The organism is Nocardia sp. NPDC055029 (genome assembly GCF_053608525.1).
The window spans coordinates 14982-30401 of record NZ_JBSGVQ010000027.1 but is presented as its reverse complement, the minus strand read 5'-3'; the positions used below and the strand labels follow the sequence as shown (position 1 = coordinate 30401).

Here is a 15420-nt window from a genome sequence, read left to right as displayed (position 1 = left end):
GGTGGCCGTCGCTCGCCGAAAGCCCGGGTGCGGGCGGGTGCCGACGGATCGGCAAGCCGTCGCACGGCGGCCCTCGGGCGGCCTATAGGCCGAACCCGGGGATCTGGAGCTTGCGACCGACCTCCGCAACCCCGTCTACCAGGGAACGGCCGCCGATCTGCGGCCAGCCGTTGCCGTCGTTGCCGAGGAGCTGGATCCAGATGTCGGTTACGCGCTCTTCGATTTCGGTGCGCTGGCGGACGTCGTTGTGCGCAGGAGGCGGCGCGAACCCGGCGATACCCAGGTGCTGGCCGATGGTGGCGACGGCGTCGACGAGCGTGCGTCCGCCGATCTGTGGCCAGCCTCTTCCGTCGAAGCCGAGGAACTGGATCCAGATGTCGAGGACGCGGTCGTTGGTGTTGGTGCGTTGGGGGACGTCGTTGTGCGCGGGCGGCGGCGCGAACCCGGCGATGCCCAGGTGCTGGCCGATGGTGGCGACGGCGTCGACGAGCGTGCGTCCGCCGATTTGTGGCCAGCCTCTGCCCTCGTTGCCGACGAGCTGGATCCAGATGTCGGAGAGGCGCTCGTCGATGTCGGTGCGTTGGAGGACGTCGTTGTGCGCGGGAGGCGGCGCGAACCCGGCGATACCCAGGTGCTGGCCGATGGTGGCAACGGCGTCGACGAGCGTGCGCCCGCCGATCTGCGGCAAGCCACTGCCGTCGGTGCCGAGGAGCTGGTGCCAGATATCGGGTGTGCCTATTTTCACGCCGTAGGGATCTTTGAAAGCCAGTTCCCATGTGATCGGGCCGATGTGCCCGTGGGGGCGCAGTCCCGCGGCCTGCTGGTACTCGATGGCGCGGAGCCTGGTCTGCTCCCCGTATGCCCCGTCGACGGCCACGCCCGCCTTCAGTTGCCAGCGGCGGAGCCCCTCGATCCATGCGGCTGGTTCTCCCGCACGGCCGGAGATCGACTCCCGCGGGCCCTCGAACGGCCCGTAGTAGTAGCCGGCCGGCAGCGGGAACGCGTCCAGCTCGGGCGGGGGGCTGCCTGCTGCGGCCGCGTAGCCTTTGGGCGGGATCAGGGTGGCCATCTGCTCGAACGAGCACCAGTAGCCGTAGGGCTCGAAACCCGAGTCGGCGACCCAGAACGCGCGGGGGCCGCCGCCATCGGCATACCCCATGATCGCGATGTAGTGGAAGACGGTCCCGCCGCGATACTGAGGGCTTGTAGACCCGCGGACGCCGCGGGGGTAGTTGCCCGGTGGGGCGACGATGTTGGCCACGACGCCGTAGCCGCTGTCGATGCTGTGCTTGACGTTGTCCCACAGCTTCTGGGCCTGCTGGGGGAGCGCCGGGTCATTCGGCATCTGCGAGACTCGGTAGTCCGCCCCAGGAAGGTACCTGTTGAGAACGGGCGCGATCAGCCCGATATGGTCCGTTCCTTCTTGGTCGGTGCCCATCTCTGACCCAAGGACGCTCTCGAGGATCAAGTCCCCGGTGCGGGCGAGGATCACCGTCTGGGACGATGCCGGGCCGCAGTTGAATTCGGTGTCCTGGATGACTTGGGTGCGTGGGTACGGAAGGCGTTTCTCAATCTCGCTGCCGTTGGGCAGCAGGGCCGACCCGAGGAGGAGGCAGCGGTTCCAGCGGTCGGTACGGTCCGCCAGGCCTGTGAGGCCGCCGTTGACCGCTCTTGTCGCGCCTTCGATGTCGCGCGCTTCGGAGAGTGCGTTGAGCTGGGGCCGTTCCACCGTCCAGTAGTACGTCGCCGCCAGGAACCCCCACCTCGGCTCGCCGACCAGCGCGGGGTTCGCCGTGAACTGGTCAGCGGCCGGGGCGTGGCCCTTGCGTTGGGCCCACTCGCCGAACCGCCGGTAATGGCCTCTGCCGGTGAGCTGGATAGGCCCGCGGCCTTTGAACCGGCGCCCGTCGCCAGGCTGGGTGTTCCCCAGGTCCAGCCGCCCCTCGTAGGCGTGGCCGTCGGCGATCTCCTCCATGTGCCGCAGCCCGCCGGACTCGTGGCCGACCTGCGCGCACCACATCGCCGCCCGCTCGACGGTGTTGCAATCGGCGGCGGCGAGCGCCTCGTTGAACGGCCTTACGAGCCTTTCGTACTCGGTCATCGGCAGGCCGTTGCCCATGGCCCTAGCTAGCGTTTGCGTGTCCATTGCGTAGCTCCTATATCGGCAAGAATCCGTTTCAGCTCCTGGGCAGGCAATCCCGAAAAGTTCAGCGGACGGGAAATCTATGGGACTGGAATCTTGAAGTGCATTGCACGGTATGGCCATCCGTCGGCGGTCTTCCATTGCGACACCAGCAGGTGTACGCCGGCATCGAGGGTGGATCCGGGGATGATGCACGGGCCGTACAGTTGCGCGACCCTGTCATTGCCCTCTTCTCCCCATGCCGACCCGCGAATGGGTGTCGTCTTCGGTACCAGGTAGAGGTTGTCGGTGGGAGTGTCGAGCAGGCGCAGGTCGATGTCGTAGCCACCGGTGGTGGAGGCGTCGAAGTTGACCAGAACCCATTTGTTCTGGATCTTGCGTAGGCACATCTCGCCGAACTTTTCCGCGGAGGGCTGGCTTTCGAGTACCGGTGTCGGTGGGTTTCCCCAGTTCCAGCTGCCGTCGCGCCAACCCCAGCCGATATAGGCGCCGGGATCGGTGATCCGGTCCTGGCGGACGCGGCGCAAGATGATCCCCCTGTCGCGTTGGAATCCGGTGGAGAAGACGTACACCCACCCGTCGTCGTCGCGTTCCCAGGTCCACAGCTGCGCGAACCCGTTGTGCAGGCCGGCGTCGAACTGGGCACCGGTGTGCCGCCAGGACTTTCCGTTGTCGCTCGATGTCCAGATCTCGGTCCGCACCACGTTGCCGAGGCCCTGGTTGATCATCACGTGCAGGTAGATGTCCTGGCCGATGGTGATGACGTCGGAGGGCAACGCCGTCGTGCCGTCCACATGGTCGTAGGGCCACAGTTGCTGGGCGTAGTTCGGATCCGGTCCCGCGGCTTGGTGCCACACGATTCCGTTGTCCAAATTCGTGGTGTCCGAGTACAACGCGACCGGCGCGCGCCAGTCGTCACTGCCGACCATCGGGTCGCGGAAGGTGTCGCCGAAGACGGCGAGAATCCGGCCCGAGGGTGTCCGGGTCATCACCCCGAGATCGGTTGCGGCCATACCGAACTGGTCGGTGTGACCAGGCCCTGTCGCGTTGGTGATCTTGCGTGCGCCGGTAAGGACGGCAGTAGGGACAGTCAACCGCCAGCCGTCCTTGATGACGCCATACCACTCGCCTGCGTAGACGTGGCCGGTGACCGGCCAGCCCTTGGCCTGCTGCATCGCGGTCGCAGCGTCGCGGGTGGCGTCGTCGTACACGCTGGTCTGTGCGATTCCGAGGGTGGCCTGCCAGCGCCGCAAGCCGTCCTTCGATGCTTGCGGCTCGTTGCCGAACCTGTTCGACCATGACTCCTGCGGCCCGGACAGGGGACCCCAGTAGTGCCCGTTCGGTAGTGGGAAACGGTCGGGGTCGTCGGGGATGGCCGCGTACTGCTTTGCCGCGGCGAGGACGACGTCGTAAGGAAAGGTGTCGGGGACGTCCCAATGGGTGCCGTCCTTGAAGCCCCTCAGTTTCACCGAGCCGTAGGTGTAATTGTTGTGGCTGGAGACGCCATGCATGTCGTTTCCGACACCGGCGATGTCGACCCGCTCGATCGGGATGTGGTGTTCCTTGGATACTTTGGCGATGGTGAAGGCCACCATGTCGAGCATCTTGTCGTGCTCGAGCCACACGGAGCGCTTCTTCGGGTTCGATTCGACATTGGGGCTTGGACTGGTGGTCCACCGTGGAATCGCGCCGGAGGTCCCGACGAGGGCGATATGCACTGATACCTGGTTCTCGTCGTTCACGCCGCGCACCGGAACGCTCCAAGAGGCGTTCTTCGTGGAGACTGTTTGGATGATGTGGTTGTCGTCGACGATGTAGTGATACGACCCGTCCCGTCTGGCCGCTTGACCGTCGGCAACGATTTCGGCGCGGCTGATCCAGTCCTGATTCTCGGTGGTGTGCAAGTAGATCCGCTTGTACGGGCCATGCCCTGAGCGGGAGCCCGGCCCGGCGTGCCAGGCGATGTCGTAGCCGTCGGGTTCCCGCACCGAAATCGAGCCGGGAACGACGACCGGGTCTGGGGTAACGGGTTGGGCGGCGTATTGCCATTGCCCGAAGTCGGCGGTGAGGGTGTCGTTGACGTCGACGTTGATCCCAGAGACCTTGACGTTGTCGCGCGGGTGAATGAGCCGCTGGAACAAGCAGGCGTGCTCGGAGATCGTGCCCAGCGGCCGACCGCCCAGCCAAGTGTTGGGTTGCCACAGGAAGCGTTTTCCGCTGCCGTCGCGGCACATGCCGACGACGTCGTCCTCGACCGCCCAATCGCACGCCAAATACTTGCAATACGCGCCGACGCGTTCCTTGCCCAGCACCGACGCAGCGCCGCGCAGATAATGGGTTGCCATGCTGTTCCACTCCGACAGCGACAGATCGTCGTCGATGGAGAAGAAGATCGGCGCCTCGGCCGGGCCGCCGCAGTGCCGGTGCCACGCGTCGGCGGCCTCGGCGTCGGCGACACCGCCGTCGAACCCGCGGCGCCAATCGGCGGTGGCGTTCTTTCCCTTCTGCCAGTTGCTGACGAGGGGCATCTTCAGGTCGAGATACCCTGCGGCTTCCTCGGGAGTGAGTTTCTTGTTGATCAGGCCGCGTTCAGGTGAGTCCACCAGGTAGCGAACAGCCCCGTGGTATCCGTCGGCCTTCACTGCCTGAGCCCCGGGGCGCGCCGCAGCGTGGTCGACCAGCTGCATCCTCGATGGTCGCTCCCCGAGCGAGGCGCTGGTGAATCCCGCGCGCCATGTCGCCGGGCCGATCAGTCCATCGGGGGTCAACCCGTTCGCGAACTGAACCGTACGCGCCGCGTCGGCGGTGGCCTGGTCGTAAACACCGGTCTGCGGCAGGCCCCGCGCCTGCTGCCAGCGCTTCAAGCCCGCGATCCACTCAGGCCGTTCGCTGCCGTGACGCCCGGAGATCGACGAGGCGGGGCCCTCCAGCGGCCCGTAGAAGAACCCGCGCGGCAGCGGAAATGCCTCCGGGCCGGACCCGTCCGTGCCGGGGCCGGGCTGCATGCCGGGGTCGACCGCACCCTGGAGGAAATCCTGCGGATTCCTCGCTTCACCGCCGACGCGCCCGGGCGGGCCCCACACCTCGAAATGCAAATGAGGACCGGTGGATTGGCCCTCCGACCCCACGCTCGCGATCTGTTCGCCCTCCCGGACCCGATCGCCCCGCTTCACCAGGATGGTCGCATGACCCATATGCCCGAAGATCAGATCCACACCCCGGTTGTCCTGTGCATCCAGCCACACCCAGTTTCCGAATCCCGACACCGACCCCGGCGGGCGTTCGGCACCCTCGACGACCACACCGTCCACCGGTGCGAAGATCGGAGTGCCGGCCGGTGCGGCGAGATCGATGCCGTCATGATCCGGCCGCTGTGGCGTTCGAAAGCCCGAGGAAACCCGGAACGCGCTGTGCACGGGCCTGGTGGTCATGGAAGCCTCCTCGCTTCGTCGGGTACAACGATCTGGCCACTGTCCGAGGCTCTGATTGTCGTAGCCAGGGGCCATGATGACGCGGGTAGTCCACTACGCGAATTACTCGACGGTCTGATCGTTCGCTGATACCACCGAAGGCGTACTGTCGAGCGGGCACCGAACGGCCATTTCCGTCATTTCCCGATGAAGTTGTAGACGTCGACTGATTCCGCCGCCGGCGTTGATGTGGAACGGGCCTTGGCGTCATCGAACTTCTTCATGATTCCCCGATCCGCCAGAACGGATTTCAGTCCTGCTATGGCGATGTCACCCATATTTCCCGGTCGCGGCGTCGACTCCGCATCGGGGCGAGGAACGCGGGTGGGCTGGAAGAGAGTGACGGTGGCGGTCCGATGCCGGACCGGGGGCCAAGGCCCTGGCGGGAAGATCGGAGGCCGTGGCGGCAGCACCTGCTGCCGCGGGTCGACCGGATCGAACTTCGGTTCGCTACGTCGAGCAGTATCGGCACGGGGCGTCGCCCCAGTGTCACTCGGGTGGCCCAGGCCTTCACGTGTGGGGTGGGGTGTGAGCCGATGCATCCGGTCATGGCGGCACGATGTGCGCCAGCCAACGTTCGACGATCGTTCCTGAAGTCTTTTTGCAACAGAAAGGTATTGCTGTGAAGGCCCGTGAGCACGGCAGCGTGTACGCGGCGCTCGAGCGTGGCCGCATCGACGTGGACCGGTGGCGGCGAGCGCTGACGAGGGTGCCGCTGCCCTGGGCGGCGGATGGACGGCTGGTGCTGGCAGTGGACATCACGTGCTGGTTGCGGCCCGAAGCGCGTACCTGCCCGCAACCGATCTTGTGTCACACCTACGGCCGGGCCGAGAACACTCACCAGATGATCCCGGGCTGGCCGTACTCGGTGGTGTGCGCGCTGGAAACCGGCCGCGGCTCCTGGACCGCGCCGTTGGACGCGGTCCGCTTGGCGCCCGGCGACGACACGCCACAGTCACCGCCGCCCAACTGCGGGCCGTATGCCGGTCACTGTGCAACGCGGCGAATCCTGCGGGTGCGGGATCGTCAGACCGAGCCGGCCCGTTCCTCGGTGGACGAACGGAACATCGCCGCCGATGCCGGGCAGGTTCCGCAATGCGCGGGAATAGTGCCCGGGGAAGTTTCGAGTAGTCGGCTACTCTACGCCGCGACTACGTCGAAACCCTATTGTGAACTCGGTGCTAGATACGTTCTGATGCTGTTCACGCCGGCGCTGCGCCCCGGCGTGCCAGGTGTTCTTGGCGGAATCCGGATCGAGTGTTTGGGCATGAACGACGATTTCTGGGACGACCTTCTCGCGCATACTCGGCAGCGGGTCCTGGTACCGGTCGTGGGGCCCGACGTGACCAGGGTCGATATCGGCAATGTCGATCAAACGTTCACCACGCTCATCGGCCAACGCCTCGCTCGACGCTGGAACCTCGCTGTGCCACCCGGACCGACCACCATGGACGAGGCGGTGGCGGCGTTCGTGCGCGAGCGCGGCCAAGACGAGATCGAGCGGTTGTATCGCGTCATCAACGACATCATCGTGGAAGTCGATCCCGAGCCCGGTGATGCGCTTCGCAGCCTCGCTGCGATCGATGACCTGCGCTTGTTCGTGAGCACGACGCCCGACCGGGTGCTCGCGAAGGCAGTGAACACGGTCCGCTACCAGGGTAGGTCAAGCGTACGAGAGATCTCATTCTCCCCCAATCAATCCACCAACGAACAGTCGCGAAACGCGCGACCGGCCGCGGCCACCGATACCGTCATTCTGAATTTGTACGGTCAAGCGGCTTCGACGCCGCAGTTCGCGATCCACGAAGAAGACCGGCTCGAGTGGCTGCACGCGCTGCTCAGTGAGAAGGCGAGCCTTCCCGACTGGGTCAGCTTTCAACTGAAAGAGCATCCGCTGCTCTTCATCGGCTGTGAGATCCCCGACTGGCTCGGGCGTTTCCTGTTACGGATGTCCAGCAACACCCGGCTGTCCCTGGAACGCATTCCGTTCTTTCTCGCCGGCTGCTCGGCGTCACGAGAATCTTCCCTGTCGAGTTTCTTCGCGACATACTGCCGTAAGACGCTGGTCCAGCAACTGGACATCGAACCGGCCACCTTCGTCGACGAATTACACGCTCGCTGGCTCCGGCAGGTCGCGCCCAGGCACCACGATGAGGTCGGCGCGGCCGATCCTTCGCCTCCGGACGCACCGACGATCTTCATCAGTTACATGCGCGAGGACGCGGACGCGGCGCGGCGGGTGTGCGACGCGATCACGAGCCTGGGCGGGGACGTGTGGTTCGACGAGCGACGGATCTGTCCAGGAGACGCGTGGGAACACGAGGTTCTGAGCGGCATCCGTCGGACAGTCCGCCTGTTCGTCCCGATAATTTCCATGAATACCGAGCACGCGGACGAAGGTTACGTTTTCCGAGAATGGTACGAGGCGGCCGATCGCGCCCGCTCCATTCCGAGCCGCCGCTTCATCGTGCCCGTGGTCATCGACGACAACTACGATGACGACCCGAGCCGCTACCGGCAGATACCAGAGTCTTTCGGACGCCTGCACTTCGGTAGTGCGCCCGGCGGCGAGCCGGATGCGGGGCTCACCGCCATGCTGAAAGATGAAATCCGTGCGATGCGGCGGACAGCGGCGTGACTCCCGGAACGAGAGCTGGACAACTCGACGACGAGAACCCGTGGCCGGGGCTGGCGTCGTTCGAGGAGAACGGGCAGGCGTTCTTCTTCGGGCGCGACCGAGAGGCACAGTCCCTGCTGATCCACGTGCGCGATGCCCCGGTCACGGTCTTGTACGGGCGGTCCGGACTCGGGAAGACGTCGCTGCTGCGAGCCGGCCTCTTTCCCGCACTGCGCGACGAGAACTACCTGCCGATCTACATCCGCTTGGATCTCACACCGAACGCGGCGACACTGTCTCGCCAGCTGCACCGATCAGTACGCAACTCGATCCGGGCCGATGCGCCCGATGCGATGCTGCCTCTCGACGATGAATCGCTCTGGGAGTACCTGCATCGCAAGGACTTCGAACTCTGGAGTGCGCAGAACTATCCGCTCACGCCGGTGATCGTTCTTGACCAGTTCGAGGAACTCTTCACCCGCGGTGAGCGCGTCCCGGATCTCGTACGGGAATTCATGCACGACCTCGGCGACCTCGCCGAGAACCGGATTTCCGACGATGTGGCCGCCCGGATCGACAACGATGAGGCCGAGGCAGGCCGGTTCCGGTTGCGGTCGCAGAATTTCAAGTTGCTGATCACGTTGCGGGAGGACTTTCTTCCCAACCTCGAGGAGTGGTGCCCACTGATTCCCGCGCTGGGACGGTCCCGGATGCGGCTGCTTCCCTTTCGCGCGGACGCGGCGTTCGATGCGGTCCGCAAGCCGTCGGGTCACCTGATCACCGATGCTCTCGCACACCGGGTGGTCGGCATCATCGCCGGTGAGGACCTGCACCTCGGCCGGGATGCGTCCTTGATCGATGTCCTCGGCGATCTCGCCGCTTCGGACGTGGAGCCCGCGCTGCTGAGCCTGTTCTGCCGCGAGCTGAACGAAGAGCGGAAGCGGCGTGGGCGGGCGCACTTCGACGAACAGCTGGTCGCGGATGCCCAACGCGACATTCTGTCGAACTACTACGTGTCGTGCGTGCGTGATCTGTCACCGCGTGTCGCGGAATTCATCGAGTCGGAACTGATCACCGAGAAGGGTTTTCGCGACAGCTATGCCCGTGAGGACGCGGTGCCGTCACGGCTGACCGGCGACGAACTCGATCGGCTGATCGGCTCACGCCTGGTGCGACTCGAGGAATACCACGGAGCGCAGCGGATAGAACTGACGCACGATGTGCTCACCGGCGTCGTGCGCGAACACCGCGACCGGCGCCGCTCCGAAGTCGAGCGCGCCGCCCACGCCGCCCACGCGGCCCACGCGGAAAAGGAGAAGCAAGCCCTCTTGGTCGCTGCCGCCCAGCGCGAGGCCGAACTGGATGATGAGCGGCGAGCAGGACGGCGATTCCGGCGGATGTCGGCCGTCCTGGCCGTGGTGTGCCTGGTGTCGGTCGTGCTGGCTGTCCTGGCCGTCCTCAATTGGTACTCGGCCACCGACGCCCGCAACGATGCCGCTGACCGCAGCAAAGAGGCGCTCGCCGGGCGCCTGACCTCGCAGGCACAGTCGATGCTGGCCGGCGGCCAGCCTGGCAGCGAGTTGGCGGCTCTCAACAAACTTCTTGCCGCACAGAATATCTCGACGAATCCCGACCTCGGTGCGCTGCTGACGACCTTGCGGAACGAAGCACGCCTGCACAAGATCATCGACCTGGATGCGAAGGGCGGTGTGCTCAGCGCCGACGGTCGGCGGATTGTCACGCGCACACCGTCCGGAATCGAACTGGTGGACACGGAGACGGGGAACCCGCTCGGGGAGCCCTTCGTCGCCGACGGCAAGGTCATGGCGGTGAGCCCGGATGGGCGGTATCTCGCCGTGAGCGACCGGGACAGGATCATTCAGGTCTGGGACTCGACGACGGGCAAGCCGAGCGGACAACCTTTGACGGACAGTGCGGGTTGGATGCGAGCCGCTGTCGTCAGCCCGGATGGAAACCGGGTCGCCGCAGGCTACGGAGATCACGCACGTCTGTGGGATGCCCGGACCGGGCGGCAGATAGGGCCAGCGATGGGTGAACCTGGTACAGAGGTTCAGGCTCTGGCGTTCAGCCCGGATGGGAATCGCTTGGCGTCCGCCGGTGCAGCGAAGACTGTCAAGCTCTGGGACGCCCACAGCGGCGCGGCACTCAGGGAAACGGCACCCGCCGGCGACCCCCGCGTCAAAAACGCCGAAGCGATATTGAGTCTGAGCTTCAGTCCCGACGGCCACTTCATCGCCGCCGGCGGCAACACCATCGGCGTCGGTCCATTGGCGAGCGCAGGCACACCGTTGCGGATCTGGAACACCGAGACCGGCGCAGCAGTCGCGAACCCGGTGACCGGCAACTTCGGCGCCGTCGTGTCGGTGGCATTCAGCCCGGAGGGGGGCCGGATCGTCACCGGCGGCGACGACAAGACTGTGCGACTATGGGACCCCGACACCGGTCAGCAGGTCGGCGATCCACTCAGACTCAATACGGCCGTCCGGCACGTCGCTTTCACCCCTGACGGTAATCGGATCGTTGCGGTAGCCGACGATACCGGCCAGATATTCCGAGCCGATCCCGACTCCGCGCTGCCCAGCAAGGTAGGCGGCAGCCGGGCGGTGGAGCAGGCGATGCCGGATTCCCGCCTGGTCATAGACACCGATCGTCCGCAGATCGTCATCTTTCGCGACGGTGTGCTGCAACGGTTGAATGCCGACACCGGCGAACGAGTTGGGGTCGTGATCGTTTCCGAGGCGCTCCGCGGAGGTATGCAGATCTCTTTCAGCCCGGATGAGCGCTGGCTCGCAGTGGTGGGCCGCGACAACGATGTCCGCGTCCTGGATGCAGAGAACGGCCGCCAGCGCGGCGCGCCGATGAAGGGGCACACCGACACGTTGAATACCGTGGAGTTCAGCCCGGACGGGAAGACCCTCGCAACGGGCAGCGGGGACAAGGCAATCAGGCTCTGGGACTGGGCGACGGGGTATCAGATCGGCGAACCGTTGACAGGCCACGAGAACGGCGTGGATGAGATCGTATTCAGCGAGGACGGGCGCCGTCTGTACTCCCGCAGCTCCGATTCCGTACGGATCTGGGATACCACAACAAGGCAACCGGTCGGCAAGGCGATCGAGGGCTTCGTCACGGGAATGGCGCTCCGCGACGACAATCAGCGCATCGCGGTCGCAGACGGCCTGACGATCCGACAATGGGACACCGAAAGTGGCAACGTCGTCGGCGAGCCTTTCGAAGGCCACGACGAGAAACTCGATTCGATCAGCTACAGCCCCGACGGCAGATACCTCGTCTCCGCGTCCACGGACCACACAGTGCGGTTCTGGGATGCCGACACCGGACGTCAGATCGGCGAACCGATCGTCACCGCACCACTCGGCCCGACCCCGCTTGTCGATTTCAGCGAGGATGGGCGTCGAGTCTTCGTATTTGCCCAGAGAGTCGCCTTGGACGAAGCCTCTCCCTTTGAAGGCGGTGGGATCTGGCAGCTACCGGCGCCCGCCGCATGGCGGGACGCGATCTGCGACAAACTCACCTCGAATCCCAGCGACGAGCTCTGGAAGAACTGGGTTTCGAACGACATTCCGTACTCCGAGCTGTGCCGAGGCAAACCCCAGGGCTGATCCATTGTGTCGCACCGAGACCGCTCGTTCCGACTACCGCCAGCGTGATATCAACGTTTGCCGCAGCGTCCTCCCAGACCATGCGCCGACGGGCAGGTCGGCCCGGTGGACTTCCCGTGCGGACCACGACTACCGCGCATAGCGCGAGATAGCAGATGACGCACACTGATTCACCTGCTGGTCGGGCAGACGAATTCTGGATCGCGCTCCGATCAAGTCGCCGTGATGCGGCCGCAGCCAGGCATGAGTTCACCCGACGTGACGCCGTTCGGGACGAGATAGTCCACGATGGGTGGACCGGCACAGCTTGGATTCCAGCAATCGTCGCAACATCTCTGGAAGGAAGTTGCGATGGCTGGCCCGAAGTACACCAAGGCGCAGAAGGACAAGTTCTTCGACCTGCTTGACCGCGGTGGAACGGTACGAGCGGCGGCCGACGCGGCCGGTGTGAACCGGGACGCGGCCTACACGTGGTTGCGGCAGGCCGGGTTGTCGATGCGCAGGGCTGCGCCTCGGATCTACACCGAGCAGGAGAAGGAGACGTTCTTCCGCTTGCTGGCCGAGCGGAAGAACGTTTCTGCGGTGGCTCGCGAGCTCGGCTTCACCCGGGTCACCTGCTACAAGTGTGCACATCAAGCGGGGATTTTCGCGAGCGAGGACCGGAAGGTAAACCCCGTCGGGAGGAATTTCTCCGGCTACGCGCGGAAGGGCTGACCCGCGCCGAAGCCGCCGGACGCGTTGGGGCGGACAAGCGTTCAGCGGCTGACTGGGACAAGGGAATCACGATCATCAACCGGGGCCGCGTCTGTCCTGACGGCCGGGTAGTGCGCTGTCCCGAGTCGATACCATCGGGCGTGAAATCCCCACGCACAGTAGCGGTTTTCGGCGGCAGGGTCGATCTCGACCGAGTCGAGAAGGTGATCCATCCGCGCTATCTCGGCCTGATTGAGCGTGAGCAGGTCAGCGATCTGCGTCGAGCAGGCTGGACGATCCGCGACATCGCCACCGAGATGGGCCGATCAGCCTCGACGATCAGCCGGGAACTGCGGCGCAACACCGTGTCCGAACGTGGGTATCTTCCGCACTCGGCGCATCGGGAACCGGTTGCCCGAAGGGCACGACCACGGCCGGTGAAGCTGGTCGCCGACACGAAGTTGCGAACCTACGTGCAGGAGAAACTATCCAAGAAGTGGTCACCTCAGCAGATCAGCCACAGACTGATCAAGGACTTCCCCGACTCACCGGAGATGCGCGTGAGCACCGAGACGATCTACCAGGCGATCTACGTTCATGCGCGCGGTGAGCTCAAGCAGGAGCTGGGCCGGCAGCTGCGCTGCGGCCGGTCCACTCGCAAACCTCACCGGGCGCCTGACGCGCGGCGGCCTCGTTTCATCGACCCGATGGATGCAATCGCCGAGCGGCCGGCCGATATCGACACCAGAGCCGTTCCTGGCCACTGGGAAGGCGATTTGGTGCGCCACGAGGCGCTGCATTACCGAGCGGAGGTGAGAGACCTGCGCCGTTGTGCTGTCGCAGCAGCATAACGAAGCTGGGGGCAGCCCGAGCCGGGAGACGCCGGTGAGGGTGGCAAGCAGCCCCGACAACGACGGGACGGGCCAGCACTACCGGATGGTCTGGGTCCGGCAAGCAAGAGGAGAAGGTGTACGCGAGGAACCAGTGTTCTAACGCCTCTCAAGTCTCCCGCCAGCTCCAAACCCGGTGGATTCGGGCTGGTCTGCGATGCGCACCAACACCTTTCGCGGGAGTTGGGAACTCCGGGATCGGTTTAGGTCGCCGGTTCCGGAGGCCACGGTGAATGCCTGCGGCGTAGCCGTGGCGATATCGCAGGGGCATAGCTGGGCACCTCACTCCTCGATCGGTTTGCAGTGAACGTGGGAACCGCCGTGCGGCTTCCTGTCCGTGCGCTCCAGCCAGGAGCGCGCGGGCCGGTTGACGCGTCGTCCGTCTACGGCCGCGTGGTGGGGCGGAGGGGCCGTAGTAGTCCGAGCGGGGGAAAGCCTCGTACATGGCGAAGGGCCCCAGCGGATTTGACGCAACTTCGAGCAGAGGAGGAGTCGCTGGTGAATACCGGCGAACCGGCATGGCCCGATCCTGATCGGGCGGCATGGCGGGTACGACAGATGCAACGCAAGCTGCACCACTGGGCGGTCGAGGATTCGGGCCGCCTCTTCGATGACGTGTTCAACCTCGTCCATCACCCGGATTTCCTCACCGTCGCGTGGGAACGGGTGCAGGGAAACAAGGGTGCTCGCTCGGCCGGTGTCGACCGGCTGGCACCGGCATCCATCGTCGGGGACCAGGAGATCGTGACGTTTCTGGGCCAGGTCCGAGAGCAAGTGAAGGCTCGGACGTTCACACCACTTCCGGTGCGGGAAAGACTCATTCCCAAACCGGGAAGCGGCAAGCTCAGGCGACTCGGTATCCCTACCGCGATGGACCGCACGGTGCAGGCATCGTTGTTGCTGGTGTTGGAGCCGATCTTCGAGGCGGATTTCGAACCGGTTTCCTACGGTTTCCGCCCGCGGCGTCGTGCTCAGGACGCGATCGCCGAGATCCACGCTTTCGGGACCCGGAATTATCACTGGGTCTTCGAGGCCGATATCGCGGCGTGTTTCGACGAGCTGGCCCACTCCGCGATCATGGAGCGGGTCCGCACACGCATCGTCGATAAACGTGTTCTGGCCCTGATCAGGGCGTTCCTGAAGTCGGGCATCATGTCCGGCGACGGGATGGTCAGGAACTCCGACACAGGCACACCCCAAGGCGGCATACTCTCACCGCTGCTGGCCAACATCGCTCTAACCGTGTTGGACGCGCATTTCGTCGCGAAATGGGAGTCCCACACGACTCCCTATCAGCGCGAGGCGCACCGCAAACGCGGCGGTGCCACCTATCGAATTGTCCGCTACGCAGACGATTTCGTGATCATGGTGGCTGGAACCGAAGCGCACGCGGAAGCGCTATGGGACGAAGTCGCGCAGGTGATCGCCCCGTTGGGGCTACGCCTGTCGATCGAGAAGTCCCGGGTATGCCACCTGGACGAGGGGTTCGACTTCCTCGGGTTCCGCATCCAGCGGCGCCGGAAGAAGGGAACCATCAAGATGAGTGTCTACACCTACCCGTCGAAGAAGGCGCTGGCCTCGATCACGGCGAAGGTGCGGGCGCTCACGAACAAGGCACGCCATCACGGCCTCGCTGACCTTCTCGGACGCCTCAACCCGGTGCTTCGAGGATGGTGTGCGTATTTCCGCCACGGTGTGTCAAAGCGACGTTCGGGTATCTCGATGCCTTCGCCTGGCATCGAGTCACTCAATGGTTGCTCAAGCGGCACAAGCGAATCACGTGGGCGGAGCTCTACCGGCGGTTCCTGACCGGCAGGCCAGGCAACCGTCCGGCAGCAGACGGGATCGTCATGTTCGACACCACCACGGTCGCGGTCACCCGCTATCGGTGGCGGGCGAACAACATCCCCACACCATGGTCAGGCACTGCGGGAACGACCGTTCCCGCATAGCAGTGGCAATC

8 protein-coding genes are annotated in these 15420 nt (G+C 65.1%); 5 read left to right on the top strand and 3 right to left on the bottom strand.

The window, feature by feature from the left end; translation table 11 throughout:
* Positions 1–82: 82 nt before the first annotated feature.
* The 3 genes from ACWF9G_RS22240 to ACWF9G_RS22230 form a co-directional block, all read right to left on the bottom strand.
* Positions 83–2119 (bottom strand): C39 family peptidase, encoded by a 2037-nt coding sequence (locus ACWF9G_RS22240; protein ID WP_452517558.1) that lies wholly within the window; start codon positions 2117–2119, stop codon positions 83–85.
* 104 nt (positions 2120–2223) lie between these two features.
* Positions 2224–5574, bottom strand: a complete 3351-nt coding sequence (locus ACWF9G_RS22235) for a DUF4185 domain-containing protein (RefSeq protein ID WP_452517556.1) — start codon at positions 5572–5574, stop codon at positions 2224–2226.
* A 176-nt stretch (positions 5575–5750) separates the two neighbouring features.
* A complete protein-coding gene (locus ACWF9G_RS22230; RefSeq protein WP_379307393.1) occupies positions 5751–5891 on the bottom strand; it encodes a hypothetical protein in 141 nt (46 codons plus the stop codon).
* A gap of 281 nt (positions 5892–6172) precedes the next feature.
* Here ACWF9G_RS22230 and ACWF9G_RS22225 point away from each other — a divergent pair, with 281 nt between their 5' ends.
* The 5 genes from ACWF9G_RS22225 to ltrA all read left to right on the top strand — a co-directional run bounded on the left by ACWF9G_RS22225 (position 6173) and on the right by ltrA (position 15266).
* Positions 6173–8251 carry a transposase gene (locus ACWF9G_RS22225; protein WP_452517554.1) on the top strand — a complete coding sequence of 693 codons (2079 nt, stop codon included), beginning with the start codon at positions 6173–6175 and terminating at the stop codon, positions 8249–8251.
* Entirely contained in the window at positions 8248–11874 is a 3627-nt protein-coding gene (locus ACWF9G_RS22220; RefSeq protein ID WP_452517552.1) for an nSTAND1 domain-containing NTPase, read from the top strand. Before ACWF9G_RS22225 ends, ACWF9G_RS22220 begins: the two co-directional genes overlap by 4 nt.
* Before the next feature lie 351 nt (positions 11875–12225).
* A complete protein-coding gene (locus ACWF9G_RS22215) occupies positions 12226–12588 on the top strand; it encodes a hypothetical protein (protein ID WP_452517550.1) in 363 nt (120 codons plus the stop codon).
* A 140-nt stretch (positions 12589–12728) separates the two neighbouring features.
* Positions 12729–13418, top strand: a complete 690-nt coding sequence (locus ACWF9G_RS22210; RefSeq protein ID WP_452517548.1) for an IS30 family transposase — start codon at positions 12729–12731, stop codon at positions 13416–13418.
* 537 nt (positions 13419–13955) lie between these two features.
* Positions 13956–15266, top strand: a complete 1311-nt coding sequence (gene ltrA / locus ACWF9G_RS22205) for a group II intron reverse transcriptase/maturase (protein ID WP_452517546.1) — start codon at positions 13956–13958, stop codon at positions 15264–15266.
* Positions 15267–15420: the final 154 nt, after the last annotated feature.

Coding starts and splice junctions, on each gene's coding strand:
- ACWF9G_RS22240 (WP_452517558.1), bottom strand. CDS start 2,119: ATGGGCAACGGCCTGCCGATGACCGAGTACGAAAGGCTCGTAAGGCCG.
- ACWF9G_RS22235 (WP_452517556.1), bottom strand. CDS start 5,574: ATGACCACCAGGCCCGTGCACAGCGCGTTCCGGGTTTCCTCGGGCTTT.
- ACWF9G_RS22230 (WP_379307393.1), bottom strand. CDS start 5,891: ATGGGTGACATCGCCATAGCAGGACTGAAATCCGTTCTGGCGGATCGG.
- ACWF9G_RS22225 (WP_452517554.1), top strand. CDS start 6,173: ATGTGCGCCAGCCAACGTTCGACGATCGTTCCTGAAGTCTTTTTGCAA.
- ACWF9G_RS22215 (WP_452517550.1), top strand. CDS start 12,226: ATGGCTGGCCCGAAGTACACCAAGGCGCAGAAGGACAAGTTCTTCGAC.